A 20,507-nucleotide genomic window follows, 5' to 3' on the forward strand; every position below is an offset into this window, starting at 1 on the left:
CCACCATGGGTCCATGACCTACCCGGGTGGCGGGCCCGACGGCACTACGCCGTTCCCGCACCAACGTTCCGAGTACGACTCGAGCCCCGGTTTCGCCGTGCCCGGCTACGGTGCGCCACAGGCGGATCCGACTCAATACCAGTACGGTGCAGGACCGATCCCCGAGCAACCGCTCGTCGTGATCGGCGACATCACGTGCACCCAGAACTTCGTCATCACGCCCTCGGGCACCTGTCCCATCTCCGGCACCCAGTGGACCGTCACCGACATGTCCGTGTCGACCGAACGGATGTCACAGACCGGTCTGGTACTGGCCATCGTGGGGTTCTTCATGGTGTGCTTTCTCAGCCTGCTGTTCCTGCTGATGAAGGAACGCAGTACCACCGGATACATCCAGGTGACCGTGCGCGGCGCGGGCGGCTTCCTGCACGTCACCAACATCCCGGCCTTTTCGCCGGTCACCATGGGTGACGTCTCGGGTCGCGTCAACTACGCCCGCACGCTGGCTGCGATGGCCTGACCGCACGACCCCCGAGCACGCTCGACACCACGCAGGACCACACCGAGGAGGACGACCCCGATGACCAGTCCGGAGAACCCCGGAGACAAGCCGTACGATCCGTTCGTGAAACAGCCCCCGCCTGCGGAGACCTCCCAGAACGGCGGCCCGGCCCACGGCACCGACCCCAGCGCGGGATACGCGGCACCGCCGTCTCCCGGCGCGCCCGAGGGTTACCAGTCGCCGCAGGGGTATGACGCCCAGCAGCAGTACGGCACCCCGCCGCAGTACGGTTCCGCCCAGTACGGAGCACCCCAGTACGGAGCACCCCAGTACGGAGCACCCCAGTACGGAGCACCTCAGTACGGAGCACCTCAGTACGGTGCACCGGCGGGCTATGGATATCCCGGCGCACCGGACCCGACCGCTCCGTACGGTCGCGATCCCGCGACCGGCGAACCGCTGTCGGACAAGTCGAAGCTCGTCGCGGGTCTGCTCCAGATCTTCCTCGGCTCCCTCGGCGTCGGCCGCTTCTACATCGGCGACAACACCATCGGCGGTATCCAGCTCGGCCTGACCATCATCGGCTACATCACCGCGATCTTCCTGATCGGGTTCGTGCTGATCTTCGGCGTGGCGATCTGGGCCCTCGTCGACGGCATCATGATGCTGACCGGCAGCGTCCGGGACAAGAACGGCCTCAAGCTCGGGAACTGACCCTTCGATACGCTCCGGGGCTACTCAGGGAGCAGGGCTACTCAGCCGCCGCAGCAACCGGTGGACCCGCGCACGTCGCGGGTCACCGTGTTGCGGGCGGCGAGTTCGTCGTCGGCGGGATAGTCGACGCCCACCAGACACAGGCCGCGGGCCTCCGCCACCGGAACCTGCGGGCTGCGCACCTTCTCCGAGAGAAGTCCTCGACACCAGTCGAGGTCGCGCCGGCCGTCGCCGACGCTCGCGACGGCACCCACCAGCGACCGCACCATCGACCAGCAGAACGCATCCGCGCTGACCTCACCGACGAGGACACCGTCCGGGTCGCGGGTCCACTCGAAACGCTGGAGATCGCGGATCGTCGTCGCGCCCTCGCGTCGACGGCAGAAGGCGGCGAAATCGTTCAGTCCCAACAACTCCGACGACGCGGCGTTCATCGTTTGCACATCGAGCGGTCGGCGCCACGTCGCCGTGGTCCGAGCCACCACGGGTTCCGGGCCCCAGCGCGAATCGTCCAGCCGGTACCGGTAGTGGCGTCGCAGCGCGGAGAACCGCGCATCGAATGCGTCCGGCACCACCCGGACCTCTTTCACCCGGATGTCATCCGGGCACATCTTCGCCAGTCGACCGACGAGGGTCGACGGGTCCCCGCCGATCGACCGGGTCTCCAGCGCCGAGGCCGGGATGACGGCATGAGCGACCTGCCCCGTCGCATGCACACCGGCGTCGGTCCGCCCGGCCACCGTCAGCCGGACCGGCACCCGCAGGATCGTCGACAACCGGGTCTCGAGCTCCTCGCACACACTGCGCTGACCGATCTGCCGTGCCCATCCGGCGAAATCGGTGCCGTCGTAGCCGAGGTCGAAGCGCAGACGACAGAACCCGCCGGCACCGGAATCCGGGCCGACGGGTTCGGTCAGCAGTTCTCGACTCAGTCGACTACTTCTTGTCGTCGTCTGCGTCGGTCGCCTCTTCCGCCTCCACGGCGATGGCGGCGGTCGACTCGTCGTCGACGGCCTCGGCGACAGCTTCGGCGTTGGCGACCTCGGCGTCGGTGGCGTCGGCCTCGACGGCCTCCACCACGTTCTCGGTCTCCGCGGCCTTCTTCGAGGCGGCGACGCGGGTCGCGCGCGAAGCCTCGCTCGACGCGGTGGTCTCGCGCACCAGCTCGATCACGGCCATGGGGGCGTTGTCACCCTTGCGCGGCAGCGTCTTGATGATGCGGGTGTAGCCACCGTTGCGATCGGCGAAGAACGGGCCGATCTCGTCGAACAGCGTGTGCACGACGTCCTTGTTGCGGATGTCCTTCAGCACCTCACGACGGTTGGCCAGCTTGCCGGCCTTGGCGTGGGTGATGATCTTTTCCGCGTACGGGCGCAGGCGCTTGGCCTTTGCTTCGGTGGTGGTGATGCGGCCGTGCTCGAAGAGCGAGGTGGCGAGGTTCGCCAGCATCGCTTTCTGGTGGCTGGCCGACCCGCCGAGGCGGGCACCCTTGGTGGGCTTGGGCATTGTCTTCTCCTAGGAGGACTCCCGATCGCTCGAGCGGGAAGTCAGGGTTTGGGCGAGCGTGACAGCTTGCCGCGGCGACGCGACTAGAGCTGTTCGGTTTCGGCGAAATCCTCACCGGAATCGGCGTCGAACGACGCGTCTTCCGACCACGTACCGGTGGCGGGGTCGTAACCGGCGACCTGCGACGGGTCGAAGCTGGCCGGGCTGTCCTTGAGGGACAGGCCGAGCGCGTGCAGCTTGACCTTGACCTCGTCGATCGACTTCTGGCCGAAGTTGCGGATGTCGAGCAGATCCGACTCGGTCCGGGCAACCAGCTCGCCGACGGTGTGAACACCCTCGCGCTTGAGGCAGTTGTACGAACGGACGGTCAGCTCGAGATCCTCGATCGGCAGGCTGAACGACGCGAGGTGGTCGGCCTCCGCCGGAGACGGCCCGATCTCGATGCCCTCGGCCTCGACGTTGAGCTCCCGGGCGAGCCCGAAGAGCTCCACCAGGGTCTTGCCCGCCGACGCCAGCGCGTCACGCGCGCTGATCGAGTTCTTGGTCTCCACGTCGAGCACGAGCCGATCGAAGTCGGTGCGCTGCTCGACACGGGTGGCCTCGACCTTGTAGGTCACCTTGAGCACCGGCGAGTAGATCGAGTCGACCGGGATACGGCCGATCTCGGCACCCGACGCCTTGTTCTGCACGGCCGGCACGTAGCCGCGGCCCCGCTCGACGACGAGCTCGATCTCGAGCTTGCCCTTGTCGTTCAGGGTTGCGATGTGCAGATCGGGGTTGTGCACGGTGACACCGGCCGGGGGCACGATGTCGGCGCCGGTGACGGTGCCCGGACCCTGCTTGCGCACGTACATGGTGACCGGCTCGTCCTCGTCCGAGGAGACCACGAGGCCCTTGAGGTTCAGGATGATGTCGGTGACGTCTTCCTTGACCCCGGGGACGGTGGTGAACTCGTGCAGGACACCGTCGATGCGGATGCTGGTGATCGCAGCACCCGGGATCGAGCTGAGCAGAGTACGACGCAGCGAGTTACCGAGGGTGTAACCGAAGCCCGGCTCGAGCGGTTCGATGACGAACTTCGACCGGTTCTCGGCGATGACTTCCTCGGTGAGGGTGGGTCGCTGTGAGATGAGCATTTCGTTTTCTCCTTTGGCCGCCCGCTATATGACGGCCTCGAGGGTGAACCGAACAGCAGGTAGCTGTCGGGCTGGTCTTGCTCGAAGAACTACTTGGAGTAGAACTCGACGATGAGCTGTTCCTGCAGCGGGACCTCGATCTGGGCGCGCTCGGGCACCGAGTGCACGAGGATGCGCAGGGTCGAGGGCACGACCTGGAGCCAACCCGGGACCGGACGATCGCCGACGAGCTCCTTGGCGATCTGGAACGGGACGGTCTGCAGCGACTTCGGACGGACGTCGATGATGTCGTACTGGCTGACGCGGTAGCTGGGGACGTCGACCTTCACACCGTTGACGGTGAAGTGGCCGTGGCTGACCAGCTGGCGAGCCTGACGACGGGTCCGCGCGATGCCCGAGCGGTACACGACGTTGTCGAGACGGGTCTCGAGCAGCTTCAGCAGTTCGTCACCGGTCTTGCCGGTGCGACGATTCGCCTCCTCGAAGTAGCGACGGAACTGCTTCTCCATCACTCCGTAGGTGAAGCGGGCCTTCTGCTTCTCCTGCAGCTGCAGGAGGTATTCGCTCTCCTTGATCCGCGAGCGGCCGTGCTGGCCGGGCGGGTAGGGGCGACGCTCGAACGCAGCGTCTCCACCGATCAGATCGACGCGAAGACGACGAGACTTCTTTGTTGCGGGGCCGGTATAACGAGCCATGTTTCTCTGTTCCTCCCTTTCCCGCTAGACCCGACGCCGCTTGGGCGGACGGCAACCGTTGTGCGGCTGCGGGGTGACATCGGAAATGGTGCCGACCTCGAGGCCGGCTGCCTGCAGGGAGCGGATGGCGGTCTCACGACCCGAGCCCGGTCCCTTGACGAACACGTCGACCTTCTTGACGCCGTGTTCCTGGGCCTTGCGCGCAGCGTTCTCGGCCGCGAGCTGAGCCGCGAACGGGGTGCTCTTGCGCGAGCCCTTGAAACCGACGTGGCCCGACGACGCCCAGCTGATGATGTTTCCGCTGGGGTCGCTGATCGACACGATGGTGTTGTTGAACGTCGACTTGATGTGTGCGTGGCCGTGCGGGACGTTCTTCTTATCGCGACGGCGGGTGCCCTTCTTGGGGCCTGCGCTACGTGACTTCGGAGGCATTACTTCTTCTTCCCGGCGATGGTCTTCTTCGGGCCCTTGCGAGTGCGGGCATTGGTCTTGGTGCGCTGTCCACGGACGGGCAGGCCACGACGGTGGCGCAGACCCTGGTAGCAGCCGATCTCGATCTTGCGACGGATATCGGCCTGCACCTCGCGACGCAGGTCACCCTCGACCTTCACCGAGGCTTCGATGTACTCACGCAGCTTCGAGACGTCTGCGTCAGTGAGGTCCTTCGCACGGAGGTCGGGGCTGAGGCCCGTTCCCGCGAGGATCTCCTTGGAGGTGGTGCGCCCAACTCCGTAGATGTAGGTCAGTGCGATCTCCAGCCGCTTTTCGCGGGGGAGATCCACACCAGCAACACGTGCCATGTGGCGGATTTCCTTTTCGGTTTCCAGAGGTCTTCTCCCAGTCCGTCCCGTGAGCTGGTGCCGAACCGTGTGTTCGGCCTCGCGGGCTCCGGCCTCTGATCCGGAGGTAGGCGGTGACTCGTCTGTCGCCGCTGGTGCTGAGAGGTCTTCTGATGTTCAGTTGTCGTTTTTCAGTTGTTTTGACTCAAGCGACCCGGAGGGTGCGCGTGATCAGCCCTGACGCTGCTTGTGACGCAGGTTCTCGCAGATCACCATGACCCGACCGTTGCGGCGGATCACCTTGCACTTCTCGCAGATCGGCTTGACGCTCGGCTGAACCTTCACGTCAATCTCTCCTGCTCGGCTCGCCCGCGCGCACGCCGAAACGCGGCCGTACACGTGGGTGTCGGTCTCCTCCCAGACGGATGTCGGGGAAGTCTTCTCCCGGCGGTGCCGGGAAAGTCTTACTTGTAGCGGTACACAATCCGCCCACGAGCCAGGTCGTAGGGCGAAAGTTCCACGACGACCCGGTCCTCGGGCAGGATGCGGATGTAGTGCTGCCGCATCTTGCCGCTGATGTGGGCGAGAACCTTGTGTCCGTTTTCCAGCTCAATACGAAACATCGCATTGGGCAGGGGTTCGATCACTCGACCCTCGACCTCGATGGCCCCGTCTTTCTTCGCCATGTCCTCCGCGATCCTGGCCGTTTCCGCGACACCCGGGTGGTGCTGCGTCGTTGGCCCGGTTGAATCAGTGTTTGTCCGTTAGGGTGTGGGCACCGGTCCGCGAGGACCTGCACCCGGTGCGAGCGATTGCCGGACCAGCGTGGGGACACGCAGACACCGGCACGCGAGACGCACCGACGTTCTATGTTACGCGAACTGCGAGAACAGTCCAAATGCGTGCCGATCCACTCCGGCAATCCACGTGGTTCGGACACGAGACCACGATTTCGGCACGACCGTACTGGCAGACTGTTGCGCATGCTGGCATTTCTGGTCCGCACCGTGTGCACCGCGGTGGCGTTGTGGGTGGCGACGCTGATCGTCCCGGGCATCGAGTTCGTCGGCGGGTCGACGACGGCCGAGAAGATCGGGATCGCGCTGGTCGTGGCCGTGATCTTCGGCGTCCTCAACGCCTTCGTGAAGCCGATCGTGCAGATCATCTCGATCCCCTTCTACATCCTGACGCTGGGGCTCATCCACATCGTGATCAATGCGTTGATGTTGGAGATCACCGCGTGGATCACCCGCAACACCACGCACTGGGGTCTCGAGGTCGACGACTTCTTCTGGTCGGCGATCTTCGGCGCGATCGTCGTCTCGGTCGTGGGCTGGCTACTCGCGCTGCTGATGCGGGACCCGGTCGATCGATGAGGACGATGAGCATGGGCATCCGTCGAGTCGGATTCGTGGCGGCCCTCGCGGCCGCGCTGGCACTGACCGCGTGCGGTAGCGACGGTGCCGTCGACCAACAACGCTCGGTCACCGTCGTCGGGTCCGGTCAGGTCAGCGGCGCCCCGGACACCCTGCGAGCCGACATCGGCGTCGAGTCCACGGCCGGCGACGTGACCACCGCACTGAACGAGACGAGCGAGAAGATCCGCGCGGTCGCCGACGCTGTGGTCGACGCCGGCGTGGATCGCAAGGACGTGGCCACCCAGCAGGTGTCGGTGAGTCCGCAGTACGCCAGTCCGGTCCCCGGCGGTTCCAGCCAGATCAGCGGCTACGTGGCGACCAACTCGATCCGGGTCACCATCCGCGACATCTCCAAGGCGTCCACGGTCCTGAGCGCCGCGGCGACCGTAGGCGGCGACAACACCCGGATCAGCAACGTCGCATTCGCCATCGACGACGATTCGGAACTCCTCGAGCAGGCCCGAAAGGCAGCGTTCGACGACGCCCGCGGCCGCGCCGAGCAGTACGCCTCGCTCGCCGACGATTCACTCGGCAAGGTGCTGACCATCAAGGAGACGACCAGTGGCCAGGAGCAGCCCGCCTCCCCCGGCACCTTCGAGCGCGACGTCGCCGCCGCACCCGTCCCCATCGAGCCCGGCGAACAGGAGTTGACCTTCACGGTCACGGTGACCTTCGCGCTCAACTGAGCACGTTCGCGGTGAGACGCGTCCGAATTGCCCGGTGCGCGGAGAATTCTCGGCACAGAACGGCAACGACTGGGTGACAACTCCCCATCGTCGCCGAAACACGCTCTTACGGTGAGGCGGGTCGGGAGGACCAGAACGGGGTCGATCGAAGGAGATTGTCATGACGGGTATTCGAGTACGCGCACTCACCGCCACCGGGATGGCCGCGGCCGCAGTGATTGCGACCCTGGGGGTCGCCGCACCGGCCGACGCCGCCGAGACCAAGTCGCTGAAGATCTCCGGCGAACTCGAGATCGCGCCGGACCTCGAGATCCTCGAGATCAAGGCCGAGGGCACCACCGACGCGGAGGGTAAGACCACCGGAACCTACGTCGCGACACTGCTGGCCGGCGACGACGACAATCCCCTCCCGTTCAAGGTCAAGGGACCGATCACATGCATCTACACCGAGGGCAACACGGCGTCGCTGGTGTACCCGATCACCGGCACCGAGCCCAACCTCGTCCCCGCTCCGCTGAAGGACGTGCTCGCGGTGCAGATCACCGTACGCAAGGGCGATGAGAACACGGTCGGGGTGAACGGCCCGGCACCCACCCACTCCTTCCGTGGATGCAATCCCGGGGCCACCCCGTACGAGTTCGACGGGGACATCGAGATCAACTAGCTCTCCGGGTCTCCCCTGGCGCGAAAGAGCCACGCGCGCCTGGCATCCTGGACCGGTGCGAGCCGTCATCCAGCGAGTCAGTCAAGCCCGCGTGAGCGTCGACGGCGAGGTCGTCGGTGAACTCGACATCCCGGCCGGCGGTTCGGGCCTGGTCGCGCTCGTCGGCGCCACCCACGACGACACCCCCGACCACGCCGCGAAACTGGCCGACAAGATCTGGCGTCTGCGGATCTTCAACGGCGACGAGGGCCCCGAGAAAGCCGCCGCCGACATCGACGCCCCGATCCTGGTCATCAGCCAGTTCACCCTGTACGCCAACACCACCAAGGGACGACGCCCGTCCTGGAACGCCGCGGCGCCGGGCCCGGTGGCCGAACCGCTGGTCGACGCGGTCGCCGACGCCCTGCGCGCCGCCGGGGCAACCGTCGCCACCGGCCGGTTCGGAGCGAACATGCAGGTGAGCCTGGTCAACGACGGACCGGTCACCCTGATCCTCGACGTCTGACGACTAGGGTCGAACCGTGGGACGAATAACCGCACGACGCCGCGTCACCCGCATCCGACGCGATGCGGCCCCGACGCAGCGTGCCGACACCCTCGCCGTCGAGGAACCGCTGGAGATCCGCGTGGGCGGTCGACAGCTGAGCGTCACCATGCGTACCCCCGGCCACGATTTCGAACTCGTGGCCGGATACCTCGTCTCCGAGGGTCTCATCATCGCCGGCCGCGACTACGCCACCGCGCGGTACTGCGCGGGTACCGACTCCACCGGCGCGAACACCTACAACGTCGTCGACGTCTCGCTGGCCGCCCACGTTCCGCCGCCCGCACCCGGCGTCGTCCGTCACAACACCATGACCAGTGCCTGTGGTGTCTGCGGCAAGGACAGCATCGAGTCCGTCCACACCGCGTCGGCCCACGACCCGGCAGCCGACACCTTGACCGTCGACGTCGACACGCTGCTGGGTCTCCCCGACCGTCTACGCGTCGAACAGGACGTCTTCGACAAGACCGGCGGGCTCCACGCGGCGGCGCTCTTCGACGCCGACGGCGAACTGCTCGTCGTCCGCGAGGACGTGGGCCGGCACAACGCCGTCGACAAGGTCGTCGGCTGGGCGGTCCTCGCCGACCGACTCCCGTTGACCGGCACCGTCCTCCAGGTTTCCGGCCGGGCGAGCTTCGAACTGGTGCAGAAGGCCGCGATGGCGGGCATCCCGATGCTGAGCGCGGTGTCGGCGCCGTCCTCGCTTGCCGCCGACCTCGCCGACGAACTCGGCATCACCCTGATCGGGTTCTCCCGCGGCGAGTCGATGGTGGTCTACACGCGGCCGGACCGGGTCGTCGCCGTCGACGAACACGCCGGGACCGTCACGAGTTGAGGTCGTGGCGCAGCGGATCGTCGAGTGCGGCACCGGTGACCGGGTCGAACCAGTAGGTCTCGGAGGGCTCCGGCACCAGACCGACCACGTCACCGACATCGATGGTGCGTCGATGGTCGACGCGAACGACGATACGGCTGTTCCGCAGCGGGACATCGGCACTGCAGTAGACGAACTGTTCGGCACCGAGTTCCTCGACCAGATCAACCGTCCCGCGCAGCGCCCCGTCGTGCGAGACGGTCGAGACCGTCCACGATTCGGCGCGGAGTCCGACGACCACCTCCGCGGACGTCGCAGCGGCGAGAACGGAGTCGGGCACCGGTAGGTGTGCCGCGCCCAGACGCACGACACCGGCGTCGATACGGCCGTTGATCAGACACATCTGCGGCGACCCCATGAACGATGCGACGAACAGATTCGACGGCCTCGAGTAGATCTCCCGCGGAGTGCCCACCTGCTGCAACACACCATGGTCGAGGACGGCCACCCGGTGTCCCATGGTCATCGCCTCGATCTGGTCGTGTGTCACGTACAGCATTGAGACATCCCGCTGCATCGCGGCGATCTGCGCGCGGGTGCTGACTCGCAGCTTCGCGTCGAGGTTGGACAACGGCTCGTCCATGCAGAAGATCTTGGGACGCCGGACGATCGCACGTCCCATCGCCACCCGCTGCCGTTGTCCCCCCGACAGTTTGGCGGGCTTCCGGTCGAGAAGATGTGCGATGTCGAGCATTTCGGCGACTTCGGCCACACGCTTGCCGGTGTCCGGCTTGCTCATACCGGCATTGCGGAGGGCAAAGCCCATGTTGTCGGCGACCGTCATGTTCGGGTACAGCGCATAGTTCTGGAACACCATTGCGACGTCGCGCGCCCTGGGGGCCATCCCGACGACGTCGACGCCGTCGATCAGGATGGCCCCCGATTCCACCGACTCCAGGCCCGCGACCATCCGGAGGCTGGTCGACTTACCGCAACCCGACGGGCCGACGAGCACCATGAACTCGCCGTCGGCGATGTCGAGATCGAGCGAATCCACCGCGGGTGGTAGGTCGTCGGCGAACCGGCGGGTCGCCGCGTCGAAGGTCACTGAAGCCATGAAACTATCGAATCCTGCCCTGTGTCTTGCTGTTGGGAGATGGTTACGGGGTGCGTGATCAGTTCGGCAGCTTGGACTTGATCTGTCCGTCGTAGATCCGCTGCAGCTGCTGCTGCACATCGCCGAGGGTCTTGGTGACATCGGCGTTGCGCAGACCGATCTGCTCGTAACCGGTGCCGATCACCTTGTCGGCGCCGGGCAGGAACACCCGGGCGTAATCCTGCGACTTGGTGTTCGGCAGCTGCTCGATGGCGGTCTTGAAGTTCGGGTTCTCGGCCAGGAACTTCTTCATCGACGGGTCGTCGGCCGCCCCGGTCCGCACCGGCATGTAACCGACGTTCTGCGAGAAGTACGCGGTGTTGGCGGTGTTGGTGAAGAAGTCGATGAACCTGAGCGCGTTCACCTTCCGCTCATCGGAGATCTTCGCCGGGATGGCGAGGCCGGCGCCGCCGGTCGGGCAGCCCTTTGTCCCGTCTACTTGGGGAAGGACTCGTTCGGTGACCGCGGGCATCCGGGGGAGTATTCAGATCGATTCGGACATCCCGCGAACCAGTCGGGGGCGATCCGGTGACAACTGGGTGTCCGGTGGGTGTCACAACCGGTACGGTCGTCCAGGTCGAGCGTACCGGTTGCCGGGCGGCCTACGCCTCCTTGCCGGCCGCCGCGAGCTTGAGCAACTGCCCGGCGGTGGCGTCGGGCAGATAGGCGCGCGAGATCGCGAGACCGATGCGGGGAAGATCACCTTCGTCGCGAACAGCCAGGTACACGGGCTCGTAGCGCGGATTGAACTTCTTCTTGAACGTGTGCAACGACCGGAAACCGTAGTAGGGTTCGAGCGCTGCGCCGAGCGCGTCGAGCAGTTTGTCGAGCGGCTCGGGATCGAAATCCCCGGTCCGGGCCAGCGGCGCACCCGACAGCGAGATGAACTGTGCGCCCTCGTCTTTGAACGCGACAGCCGAGGAGGCGATGAGGTACTCGACGACGGGACCGAAACCGTCGGTCCGGCGCCGCATGATGTCGAGGGTCCAACCCGCAACCCCGCCGCCGGGCCCGTACACCGGGAGCCACGACAGCACACCGTGGACGTTGCCGTCCGGATCGACGGCGAGGGCGACCCGCACCGCGGGATCCATCGCCTCCTCCACACTGCCGAGCGTGAAACCCATCTCCGGTAAGCCCTTGTCCCCCACCCATTCCTCGGAGATGGCGCGGACCTGGGTACGCACGGCGAAGGACTCGTCGGCGAGCGTCACCATCTTCATCGAGATGTCCTGCTTGGTGGCCTTGTTCATCGCCGACCGCACGTGTTGCCACGGCTTGCCCTTGAACTCGAGGCCGGGCAGGTCGACGATCGTGTCCTCCGCGATCTGCACGCTGAGCCAGCCGCGTTCGGTGACGATCTCCGATGTCGACGACCCGATGGAGAACCAGCACGGCGTCGCACCGGATCGCTCCGCGAGCTCGATGAAGGCGTCGACCGCCGCCTTGCCCCGCTCCGGTGCGCACACCGGATCTGCCAGTGCCAGAAGGGTCCCGACGTGGTTCTGGTAGGTGACCACCGACTGCCCGGCGGAATCATCCGCACTGCCGGTGAACTGATAGGAGTTGCCAGGCCAGGTCGTCATCCACGACATCGTGCCGCCGCCGTGTTCACGCAGGAGCGCCTTGACCCGGTCGACCGGGTCGGCGTCGGGGTCATCTCCCGCGCCCACATGCCGCACCCGCCACGGGACGGCGAACGCGAACCGGCCGGGGATCAGGATGGCGAGCAACAACGCCCACAGCAATGTGGTTCCCAGTGTCACCGCACCCTCGGTGGAGACGTCGGTGAAGATGACGAGCACGACGGTCAACACCGTCGCGACGACGTTCACTGCGCCGATCACGACCGCGACCCACCAGGCCCAGCGCTTTCCCCGCCGCAGCTGGTCGGCGATCAGCACGTTGATCACCAGACCGATCAGCATGGTGAACACGGAGGCGTCGCCCGCGTCGGTCGGGCCCAGCGGGCCGTCCCCGGGGAACAGGAAGACCATCAGGTTCGCCGCCGCGATCACCAGCAGCGCGGCACAGCCCAGCATCCGGACCTCACGCCGAGTGCGCGGCATGTAGCCGCGTTCCTTGGTGGCGAAGAACTTCTCCCCGATCACCAGCATGATGACCGCTGCGAGAACGTATTCGACGGAGGCGAGCGTCCCCTGGAACAGGAAGGCGATGGCGACGACCGCACCCATCAGCACACGCACGCGCAGGCGCCACGGTGACCGGACGGTCGCCGAGGCCACCGCGACCGCGGACACGACCAGGGCGCCGACACCGGTCCCCCGCGAATCGGCCAGCTCCTCGGCCCACCGCCAGGAGGTGACCTCGGTCGACAACAGCCACAGCAGACCGACGGTCAGGAAGCCGGCGACGAGGTGGCCGCCGACGCCGACCAGGATCGCCTTCACGGTGCCCAGTTGCCACTCGGCCCAACCCATTCCGACGATCACGACCACGAACGCGAGGACGTACAGCCACGGGCCGGGTTCGACGAAGGCGGAGCTGATCGGCGTCCACCACTTGCCCTCACGCAGAGCGGGCAGACCGAAGGCCACCTCGTGATACCAGGCCTTGTCGTTCGCCCGGCTCCAGAGCGACCCGGTCGCCACCCCGACGACCGCAAGCGCGATGGCGAGCGCGGCGGTGAACGGCAACCGGCGGACAGCAGAGGACCACGACACGTCGAAGTGCATGGTCAACCGTACGACGGCGCGCTGCCCCGCGGTGCCTCCTTGTTCGGCAATGTCCCGTATTCGATGCGCTCCGGGCGATTCCGGCGCACAACTGGACCGTGCGTCGGCTGTCCGGGCGGCCCGAGCCCGAGACGTTGGGCGAGCCATGGCGTTTGCTGCCGGAGGGCAACCGCCCACGCCGTGAACCCCGGCCAGTCAGCACTGCGGGACGCCGACAGCGGCGGACCGATGGCGGCGTTCAACACCCAGAGGGCGAGAACCTCATTCGGGGCGAGGCGTCAGAATCCGCGGACCGTCGGCGGTCACCGCGACCGTGTGTTCCCAGTGGGCGGCGCGGGATCCGTCGTCGGTGACGACCGTCCAGTCGTCCTCGAGGACAGTGGTGTCCACGGTGCCGAGAGTCAGCATCGGCTCGATCGCGAGCGTCGACCCGATCACCAGCAGCGGGCCCTTGCCCGGCGCGCCCTCGTTCGCGAGGAACGGGTCCATGTGCATCTCCCGGCCGATGCCGTGACCGCCGTACCCGTCGACGATGCCGAAGGGACGGCTGAACTTCTCCTCGGCGGCGCGGGTACCGAGTTCGATCGCATGGGAGATGTCGGTCAGGCGCGCGCCGTCGACCATGGCGGCGATACCGGCCTCCATCGAGAGCCGGGTGGCCTCGGACAGGTCCGCATCGGCTTGCGACAGCTCTCCGACACCGAAGGTCCAGGCCGAGTCACCGTGCCAGCCGTCGAGGACCGCACCACAGTCGATGGACACCAGATCACCGTCGGCGAGAACGACATCGGCCGACGGGATTCCGTGGACCACGACCTCGTTCACCGAACTGCAGATCGATCCCGGGAAGCCGTGGTAGCCCTTGAAGGACGGCACGGCGCCGGCCTCGCGGATGACGGACTCGGCGACCTCGTCGAGGTCGAGGGTGGTGACCCCTGGCTTCGACGCCGCGCGGACGGCCACCAGAGCCGCACCGACGACCGCGCCCGCCGCCGCCATCGCGTCGAGTTCCCCGGCGGAGCGGAACGGGACGCGTTTGCGTTTACGAAAGCCCATGAGCGGACGCAGTCGTGACCGATGTCAGGAGACGCCGGCGCCGAGGGCGCTCAGCACACGCTGGTGGACATCCTGGATGTCGCCCACCGCGTCGATGGTCTTGACCTGATCGCCGTAGTAGGCGAGCAGGGGCGAGGTCTCCTTGGTGTAGACGTCCATCCGGTTGCGGATGACCTCTTCGGTGTCGTCGGCGCGACCACGGGCCAGCATGCGCTCCACGACGACGTCGGTGTCGACGACGAAGGACAGCACGGCGTCGAGCGAGGCGTCGAGGCCGGCCAGGATCTCCTTGAGCGCGTCGGCCTGCTCGGTCGAACGCGGGAACCCGTCGAGGATGAAGCCCTTGGTCGCATCCGGCTCGCTCACGCGCGCACGGACCATGTCGACGGTGATCTCGGACGGGACCAGGTTGCCTGCGTCGAGGTACTTCTTGGCCTCGATACCGACCGGGGTGCCCTGGGAGATGTTGGCGCGGAACAGGTCACCGGTGGAGATGTGCGGGATGCCGAGGGCTTCGCTCAGCAATTCCGCCTGGGTGCCTTTACCTGCGCCGGGGGGGCCGAGAATAACGAGTCTCACTTGAGGAATCCTTCGTACTTGCGTTGCATCAATTGACTGTTGATCTGTTTCATCGTGTCCAGACCCACACCGACCATGATCAACACGGCCGTGCCCCCAAATGGCAGGTTCTGGACGTTGCCGCTGTTACCGATCTCGAGGAACAGGTTCGGCAGCACCGCGATGATACCGAGGTAGATCGAGCCCGGCAGAGTGATGCGGCTGAGCACGTAGCCCAGGTACTCCGCGGTCGGGGCGCCCGGCCGGATGCCTGGGATGAAGCCACCGTACTTCTTCATCTCGTCGGCGCGTTCCTCCGGATTGAACGTCACCGCCACGTAGAAGTACGTGAAGAAGATGATCATCAGGAAGTAGACCGCGATGTAGACCCCGTTGCTGGGATCGGTCAGGTACTTGGTGACGTATTCCTGCCAGGTCGACTGCGTGCCGTCGGTGCTGCGCGTGAGTTCGACGATCAGCTGCGGCAGATACAGCAGCGACGAGGCGAAGATGACCGGGATGACGCCGGCCTGGTTCACCTTGAGCGGCAGGTAGGTCGACGACCCGCCGTACATCTTGCGGCCGACCATGCGCTTGGCGTACTGCACCGGGATGCGGCGCTGGCCCTGCTCGATGAAGACGACGCCGGCCACGATGATCAGCGCGGCGACACACACCAGCGCGAAGACGAGCCCGCCGCGGGTGTTCAGGATGGTGCGACCCTCGGCCGGGATACGGGCGGCGATACCGGCGAAGATCAGCAGCGACATGCCGTTGCCGATGCCACGCTCGGTGATGAGCTCGCCGAACCACATGACGACACAGGCGCCGGCGGTCATGACGAGCACGATGATCGCGAGACCGAAGATGCTCGAGTCGTTGAGGACCTCACCGCTGGTCGCACAGGACTGCGGGAGGAGCTGACCGCGGTCGGCGAGGGCGACGATGCCGGTCGATTGCAGGAGGGCCAGGGCCACGGCGAGATAACGCGTGTACTGCGTCATCTTGGCCTGTCCGGCCTGGCCTTCCTTGCGCAGCTGCTCGAACCGTGGGATGACCACCGTGAGCAGCTGGACGATGATGGATGCCGTGATGTACGGCATGATGCCGATCGCGAACACCGACAGCTGCAGGAGCGCGCCGCCGGAGAACAGGTTGATCAGGGAGTAGACCGAGCTGGACTCACCGGCCGAGACCTCGTCCAGACATGCCCGCACGGCCTGGTAGTCCACACCGGGCGACGGCACGGTCGCGCCGAGGCGATACAGGACGATGATGCCGAGAACGAAGAGGATCTTCTTCCTCAGGTCCGGCGTCCGTATGGCCGCGAAGAGGGGGGAAAGCACTAACTCCTCCTAGGAACGACCACGCGAGGTCTGTGTTCCGGGTCGGTGGCGACCCGATCCCCCGTGTGCTCGGCAGTCGACAATGTTCGGGATGCGGCGATCTGTGCGGATGCGGCAGACAACGTCTGAAACTCTAACAGTGACGCCGAAACGCCCCGGTCGGGCGGCAGCTCTGCTGCCGCCCGACCGCGGGTTTGTTCCGTCAGAGTTCGGTGACGCTGCCTCCGGCAGCGGCGATCTTCTCCTTGGCGGAGGCGGTGAACTTGTCGGCGGTGATGTCGACCTTGACCGACAGGTCACCGTCGCCGAGCACCTTCACCAACTTGTTCTTGCGCACCGCGCCGGCTGCGACGAGCTCGTCGACGCCGATGGTGCCGCCCTGCGGGAAGAGGCGCGCGATGTCGCCGACGTTGACGACCTGGTACTCGATCCGGTTGCGGTTGGTGAAGCCCTTGAGCTTCGGCAGCCGCATGTGGATCGGCATCTGGCCACCCTCGAAACCGGCCGGCACGTTCTTGCGCGCCTTGGTGCCCTTGGTGCCGCGGCCCGCGGTCTTACCCTTGGATCCCTCACCGCGACCCACGCGGGTCTTGTCGGTCTTCGACCCCGGTGCGGGGCGAAGGTGATGGAGTTTGATGGTCATTGCTTAAACCTCTTCGACTGTCACGAGGTGACGAACCGCGTTGATGAGGCCGCGGTTGATCGGCGTGTCCTCGCGGGTGACGGTCTGGCGGATGCCCTTCAGTCCGAGGGTCCGCAGGCTGTCACGCTGGTTCTTCTTGGTACCGATGGTGCCCTTGACCTGAGTGATCTTCAGCTCTGCCATGATCAGACCCCCTGTCCTGCACGGGCGCGCAGCATACCGGCCGGAGCGACGTCCTCGATCGGCAGACCACGACGGGCCGCGACCTCTTCGGGACGCTGCAGCATCTTGAGTGCGGCGACCGTTGCGTGCACGACGTTGATGGCGTTGTCGGAGCCGAGGCTCTTGGCGAGGACGTCGTGGACGCCCGCGCACTCGAGCACGGCACGCACCGCGCCACCGGCGATCACACCGGTACCGGGGCTGGCCGGGCGCAGCATGACGACACCGGCAGCGGCCTCACCCTGAACCGGGTGGGTCACGGTGCCACCGATCAGCGGCACGCGGAAGAAGTTCTTGCGAGCCTCTTCGACGCCCTTCTGGATCGCGGCCGGGACTTCCTTGGCCTTGCCGTAGCCGACGCCGACCATGCCCTGGCCGTCGCCGACCACCACGAGAGCGGTGAACGAGAAACGACGTCCACCCTTGACCACCTTCGAGACGCGGTTGATGGTCACCACGCGCTCGAGCTGGTTGCGGTCCTGGTCGCGGCCGCCGCGATCGCGACGGTCTCCGCGACCACCGCCGCGACGGTCGTTGCCGCCACCTGCGGTGTTCTGGTTGCTGTCGTTACCGGCGGGTCCGTTTCCGCCGTCACGCTGACGTCCGGGCATCAGAGGTTCCCTCCGGTCATGTGGGTGTAGCTGGTGAAGATGGTCATCAGAAGCTCAGGCCTCCCTCACGGGCGGCATCCGCGAGCGCGGCGATACGGCCGTGGTAGTCCTTGCCACCACGGTCGAACACGACGGCGTCGACGCCGGCGGCCTTGGCACGAGCGGCGATGAGCTCGCCGACCTTGCGGGCCTGCGCCGACTTGTCGCCGCCGGCCGCACGCACGTCGGCCTCGATCGACGACGCGGCGGCCAGCGTCTTGCCGGCCAGGTCGTCGATGAGCTGCACGTGGATGTGGCGCGAGCTGCGCTTCACGGCGAGACGCGGACGCTCCGGGGTTCCGCTGACCTTCTTGCGGAGACGGAAGTGCCGGTTGGCGGTCGCGGTGCGACGACGCGTCGACACGTCCTTGCCGAGGGGCTTACGGCTGGTCTTGGTAGCTGTGTCACTCATGGCTTACTTACCCGTCTTTCCGACCTTGCGACGGATCTGCTCACCCTCGTAGCGAATGCCCTTGCCCTTGTAGGGGTCCGGACGACGCAGGCGGCGGATGTTCGCCGAGATCTGGCCGACTTTCTGCTTGTCGATACCCGAGACCGAGAACTTGGTCGGGGACTCCACGGCGAAGGTGATGCCTTCGGGGGCCTCGATCGGTACGGGATGGCTGTAACCGAGGGCGAACTCGAGGTCCTTGCCCTTCGCCTGGACGCGGTAGCCGACACCGAAGATCTCCATCTTCGTGGTGTAGCCCTGCGTGACGCCGATGACCAGGTTGTTGATCAGCGAACGGCTCAGGCCGTGCAGCGCGCGGCTGCGACGCTCGTCGTTGGGGCGGGTCACGACGACGGAGTTGTCCTCCTTGGCGACCTCGATGGGCTCGGAGACGGTGAGCGAGAGCTCACCCTTCGGGCCCTTGACGGAGACGCGCTGTCCGTCGACGGTGACGTCGACGCCCGCGGGGATCTCGATGGGGTTCTTACCGATACGCGACATGTCGTTTCCTCCCCTACCAGACGTAGGCGAGGACTTCGCCGCCCACGCCCTGGTTGGCTGCCTGGCGATCGGTGAGCAGACCCGACGACGTGGAGATGATGGCCACGCCGAGGCCGCCCAGCACCTTGGGCAGGTTGGTGGACTTTGCATAAACCCGGAGACCCGGCTTCGAGACGCGGCGCAGACCTGCGATGGAGCGCTCACGGCTGGGGCCGTACTTCAGGGAGACGATGAGGCTCTTGCCGACCTCCGCATCCTCGATGCGGTAGTCGGTGATGTAGCCCTCACGCTTGAGGATCTCGGCGATGTTCACCTTGATCTTCGACGACGGGAGTTTCACCTCGTCGTGGTACGCCGAGTTGGCGTTGCGCAGACGTGTCAAGAAGTCTGCGATCGGGTCAGTCATGGTCATGGGTGACCGTCAACCTTTCTCGTGGCGGTTCCCATACAGCGCCGATGAGAGGAAATCCCTCTGACCTGCGGTGGGCCTTCCACGAAGTGGATAGTTTCTCTGAAGGTTCTGGTCGCCGGTGCCCTTGGCTTTTCGCCGGCACCGGAGACTATTCAGTTGTGTCCCGGGCACCTGAGGTGCACAGGCAACCGGTCTAGTGTAGGGAATCTGCTGGCCAGACCCAAATCGGGCCCGGGGGCGCCACCGAGATCGGGCACCATCGAGGGTATGGATCGCCGCCAGCTTCTCACCGCCGGGCTGCTCGGGTTCACCGGCGCGGTACTCACCTCCGGCTGCTCGGGCGCCGGCGGCGGGCGCCCCTCACCGTCGCGCGACGGGCAGAGAGACACCGAGAACACGGGCAGGACAGCCGTAGAGGTGATCGCCTCGGGACTGAACGTGCCGTGGGCAATGGGGTTCCTCCGCGGCGGCGATGCGTTGGTCACCCAGCGCGACGACGCCACGATCGTGCGGGTGTCCGGGTCGGGTGAGGTCCGGACCGTCGGCGAGATCGGCGACGCCGCACCTCGCGGCGAGGGTGGGCTGCAGGGCATCGCGATCGCCCCGGGCGCCGAGGACGCGGTGTTCGTCTACTACACCACCGACTCCGACAACCGGCTCGTCCGGCTGGACTTCGACGGCCGGCGACTCACCGGTCCGCGCACGCTCCTGCGCGGCCTCGACGCCGCCTACAACCACCACGGCGGTGCGCTCGTCTTCGATGCCGACGGCAGCCTCTTCGTCGCGGTCGGCGATGCAGCCGAACCCGCTGTCGCACAAGACATACGGTCCCTCAACGGCAAGATCCTACGCGTGGACACCGAGGGTCGCCCATGGCCCGGCAACCCGTTCGGCAACGAGGTCTACTCCTACGGCCATCGCAACGTGGAAGGGTTGGCATTCGACGGCGCGGGCCGCCTGTGGGCAACCGAGTTCGGCCAGGACAAGCGCGACGAACTCAACCTCATCCGGCGCGGCGGCAGCTATGGCTGGCCCGAGTTCGAAGGCGAATCCGACGATCCTCGGTTCATTGCACCGAAGGTCACCTGGACCCCGCAGGAGGCCTCGCCGGCCGGCCTCGCGATCGTCGGTGATCGCGCGTACGTCGCCGCGTTGCGCGGCCGGAGGCTGTGGGAGGTACCCCTCGACGGTGAGTCGGCCGGTCAGCCGGCGAGTCACCTCACCGACGGCTACGGCCGGATCCGCGCGGTGGCCGCAGCACCCGACGGTTCGCTCTGGGTGAGCACGAGCAACACCGACGGCCGCGGACAGCCCACCGATGACGACGACCGCATACTGCGCGTGACTGCCGGCTGACA

The 20,507-nt window shown here is 66.5% G+C and carries 27 protein-coding genes and 1 pseudogene; 8 read left to right on the forward strand and 20 right to left on the reverse strand.

Annotated features, from left to right (window positions below):
• The first annotated feature begins 13 nt into the window (after positions 1 to 13).
• The gene (locus GOAMI_RS01375) at positions 14 to 520 is read left to right on the forward strand and encodes a hypothetical protein (RefSeq protein WP_006434598.1); all 507 of its coding nucleotides are present in this window, start codon (positions 14 to 16) and stop codon (positions 518 to 520) included.
• 60 nt (positions 521 to 580) lie between these two features.
• The gene (locus GOAMI_RS01380) at positions 581 to 1,216 is read left to right on the forward strand and encodes a TM2 domain-containing protein (protein WP_006434599.1); all 636 of its coding nucleotides are present in this window, start codon (positions 581 to 583) and stop codon (positions 1,214 to 1,216) included.
• A gap of 41 nt (positions 1,217 to 1,257) precedes the next feature.
• Here the strand turns inward: GOAMI_RS01380 and truA are convergent, their stop codons facing one another.
• The 8 genes from truA to infA form a co-directional block, all read right to left on the reverse strand.
• The gene (truA, locus tag GOAMI_RS01385; RefSeq protein WP_182156182.1) at positions 1,258 to 2,133 is read right to left on the reverse strand and encodes a tRNA pseudouridine(38-40) synthase TruA; all 876 of its coding nucleotides are present in this window, start codon (positions 2,131 to 2,133) and stop codon (positions 1,258 to 1,260) included.
• Positions 2,134 to 2,152: 19 nt separating this feature from the next.
• On the reverse strand, positions 2,153 to 2,722 hold the full coding sequence (rplQ, locus tag GOAMI_RS01390; RefSeq protein ID WP_006434601.1) for a 50S ribosomal protein L17: 570 nt from the start codon (positions 2,720 to 2,722) through the stop codon (positions 2,153 to 2,155).
• Between the two features lie 83 nt (positions 2,723 to 2,805).
• Positions 2,806 to 3,858: a DNA-directed RNA polymerase subunit alpha gene (locus tag GOAMI_RS01395; RefSeq protein WP_006434602.1), complete on the reverse strand. Its 1,053-nt coding sequence runs from the start codon at positions 3,856 to 3,858 to the stop codon at positions 2,806 to 2,808.
• An 89-nt stretch (positions 3,859 to 3,947) separates the two neighbouring features.
• Positions 3,948 to 4,553 (reverse strand): 30S ribosomal protein S4, encoded by a 606-nt coding sequence (gene rpsD, locus GOAMI_RS01400; protein WP_005197585.1) that lies wholly within the window; start codon positions 4,551 to 4,553, stop codon positions 3,948 to 3,950.
• A gap of 24 nt (positions 4,554 to 4,577) precedes the next feature.
• Positions 4,578 to 4,985 (reverse strand): 30S ribosomal protein S11, encoded by a 408-nt coding sequence (gene rpsK / locus GOAMI_RS01405; protein WP_004023536.1) that lies wholly within the window; start codon positions 4,983 to 4,985, stop codon positions 4,578 to 4,580.
• Positions 4,985 to 5,353 carry a 30S ribosomal protein S13 gene (gene rpsM, locus GOAMI_RS01410; protein WP_006360180.1) on the reverse strand — a complete coding sequence of 123 codons (369 nt, stop codon included), beginning with the start codon at positions 5,351 to 5,353 and terminating at the stop codon, positions 4,985 to 4,987. The genes rpsK and rpsM overlap by 1 nt, the downstream gene beginning before the upstream one ends.
• Positions 5,354 to 5,563: 210 nt before the next feature.
• On the reverse strand, positions 5,564 to 5,677 hold the full coding sequence (gene rpmJ / locus GOAMI_RS01415; RefSeq protein ID WP_005207978.1) for a 50S ribosomal protein L36: 114 nt from the start codon (positions 5,675 to 5,677) through the stop codon (positions 5,564 to 5,566).
• A gap of 119 nt (positions 5,678 to 5,796) precedes the next feature.
• Positions 5,797 to 6,018, reverse strand: a complete 222-nt coding sequence (gene infA, locus GOAMI_RS01420) for a translation initiation factor IF-1 (protein ID WP_004023539.1) — start codon at positions 6,016 to 6,018, stop codon at positions 5,797 to 5,799.
• Positions 6,019 to 6,315: 297 nt separating this feature from the next.
• Here infA and GOAMI_RS01425 point away from each other — a divergent pair, with 297 nt between their 5' ends.
• From GOAMI_RS01425 to fdhD, 5 genes are all read left to right on the forward strand, one after another.
• Complete coding sequence (locus GOAMI_RS01425; protein WP_006434603.1) at positions 6,316 to 6,708, forward strand: phage holin family protein; 393 nt, start codon at positions 6,316 to 6,318, stop codon at positions 6,706 to 6,708.
• Between the two features lie 11 nt (positions 6,709 to 6,719).
• Complete coding sequence (locus tag GOAMI_RS01430; protein WP_006434604.1) at positions 6,720 to 7,436, forward strand: SIMPL domain-containing protein; 717 nt, start codon at positions 6,720 to 6,722, stop codon at positions 7,434 to 7,436.
• A gap of 160 nt (positions 7,437 to 7,596) precedes the next feature.
• Positions 7,597 to 8,100 (forward strand): hypothetical protein, encoded by a 504-nt coding sequence (locus GOAMI_RS01435; RefSeq protein ID WP_006434605.1) that lies wholly within the window; start codon positions 7,597 to 7,599, stop codon positions 8,098 to 8,100.
• 55 nt (positions 8,101 to 8,155) lie between these two features.
• Positions 8,156 to 8,605, forward strand: a complete 450-nt coding sequence (gene dtd / locus GOAMI_RS01440; protein ID WP_006434606.1) for a D-aminoacyl-tRNA deacylase — start codon at positions 8,156 to 8,158, stop codon at positions 8,603 to 8,605.
• A gap of 16 nt (positions 8,606 to 8,621) precedes the next feature.
• Positions 8,622 to 9,479: a formate dehydrogenase accessory sulfurtransferase FdhD gene (gene fdhD, locus GOAMI_RS01445; protein WP_006434607.1), complete on the forward strand. Its 858-nt coding sequence runs from the start codon at positions 8,622 to 8,624 to the stop codon at positions 9,477 to 9,479.
• On the opposite strand, the gene GOAMI_RS01450 is transcribed toward fdhD, so the two are convergent.
• From GOAMI_RS01450 to rpsH, 12 genes and pseudogenes are all read right to left on the reverse strand, one after another.
• A complete protein-coding gene (locus GOAMI_RS01450; protein WP_040004490.1) occupies positions 9,469 to 10,575 on the reverse strand; it encodes an ABC transporter ATP-binding protein in 1,107 nt (368 codons plus the stop codon). The genes fdhD and GOAMI_RS01450 overlap by 11 nt on opposite strands.
• 58 nt (positions 10,576 to 10,633) lie before the next feature.
• Positions 10,634 to 11,062 (reverse strand): annotated as a pseudogene (locus GOAMI_RS01455) (extracellular solute-binding protein); the annotation flags it as partial.
• A 154-nt stretch (positions 11,063 to 11,216) separates the two neighbouring features.
• Positions 11,217 to 13,310, reverse strand: a complete 2,094-nt coding sequence (locus tag GOAMI_RS01460; protein WP_006434610.1) for a bifunctional lysylphosphatidylglycerol flippase/synthetase MprF — start codon at positions 13,308 to 13,310, stop codon at positions 11,217 to 11,219.
• 261 nt (positions 13,311 to 13,571) lie between these two features.
• Positions 13,572 to 14,366 (reverse strand): type I methionyl aminopeptidase, encoded by a 795-nt coding sequence (map, locus tag GOAMI_RS01465; RefSeq protein WP_006434611.1) that lies wholly within the window; start codon positions 14,364 to 14,366, stop codon positions 13,572 to 13,574.
• Between the two features lie 24 nt (positions 14,367 to 14,390).
• Positions 14,391 to 14,945 (reverse strand): adenylate kinase, encoded by a 555-nt coding sequence (locus tag GOAMI_RS01470; RefSeq protein ID WP_006434612.1) that lies wholly within the window; start codon positions 14,943 to 14,945, stop codon positions 14,391 to 14,393.
• Positions 14,942 to 16,270 carry a preprotein translocase subunit SecY gene (secY, locus tag GOAMI_RS01475; RefSeq protein WP_006434613.1) on the reverse strand — a complete coding sequence of 443 codons (1,329 nt, stop codon included), beginning with the start codon at positions 16,268 to 16,270 and terminating at the stop codon, positions 14,942 to 14,944. Before secY ends, GOAMI_RS01470 begins: the two co-directional genes overlap by 4 nt.
• A gap of 202 nt (positions 16,271 to 16,472) precedes the next feature.
• Complete coding sequence (rplO, locus tag GOAMI_RS01480) at positions 16,473 to 16,913, reverse strand: 50S ribosomal protein L15 (protein ID WP_004023566.1); 441 nt, start codon at positions 16,911 to 16,913, stop codon at positions 16,473 to 16,475.
• A 3-nt stretch (positions 16,914 to 16,916) separates the two neighbouring features.
• Positions 16,917 to 17,096 (reverse strand): 50S ribosomal protein L30, encoded by a 180-nt coding sequence (gene rpmD, locus GOAMI_RS01485; RefSeq protein WP_005197622.1) that lies wholly within the window; start codon positions 17,094 to 17,096, stop codon positions 16,917 to 16,919.
• A gap of 2 nt (positions 17,097 to 17,098) precedes the next feature.
• Positions 17,099 to 17,746: a 30S ribosomal protein S5 gene (rpsE, locus tag GOAMI_RS01490; protein ID WP_006434614.1), complete on the reverse strand. Its 648-nt coding sequence runs from the start codon at positions 17,744 to 17,746 to the stop codon at positions 17,099 to 17,101.
• A gap of 46 nt (positions 17,747 to 17,792) precedes the next feature.
• Entirely contained in the window at positions 17,793 to 18,197 is a 405-nt protein-coding gene (gene rplR / locus GOAMI_RS01495) for a 50S ribosomal protein L18 (RefSeq protein WP_006434615.1), read from the reverse strand.
• A 3-nt stretch (positions 18,198 to 18,200) separates the two neighbouring features.
• Complete coding sequence (rplF, locus tag GOAMI_RS01500) at positions 18,201 to 18,737, reverse strand: 50S ribosomal protein L6 (RefSeq protein ID WP_006434616.1); 537 nt, start codon at positions 18,735 to 18,737, stop codon at positions 18,201 to 18,203.
• A 13-nt stretch (positions 18,738 to 18,750) separates the two neighbouring features.
• Positions 18,751 to 19,149, reverse strand: a complete 399-nt coding sequence (gene rpsH / locus GOAMI_RS01505) for a 30S ribosomal protein S8 (RefSeq protein ID WP_005197628.1) — start codon at positions 19,147 to 19,149, stop codon at positions 18,751 to 18,753.
• Positions 19,150 to 19,416: 267 nt separating this feature from the next.
• On the opposite strand from rpsH, the gene GOAMI_RS01510 reads away from it, so the two are divergent.
• Positions 19,417 to 20,505: a PQQ-dependent sugar dehydrogenase gene (locus tag GOAMI_RS01510; protein ID WP_006434617.1), complete on the forward strand. Its 1,089-nt coding sequence runs from the start codon at positions 19,417 to 19,419 to the stop codon at positions 20,503 to 20,505.
• Positions 20,506 to 20,507 lie beyond the last annotated feature (2 nt).

Origin of the sequence: Gordonia amicalis NBRC 100051 = JCM 11271 (assembly GCF_000332995.1) — a bacterium.
GTDB classification, from domain to species: domain Bacteria; phylum Actinomycetota; class Actinomycetes; order Mycobacteriales; family Mycobacteriaceae; genus Gordonia; species Gordonia amicalis.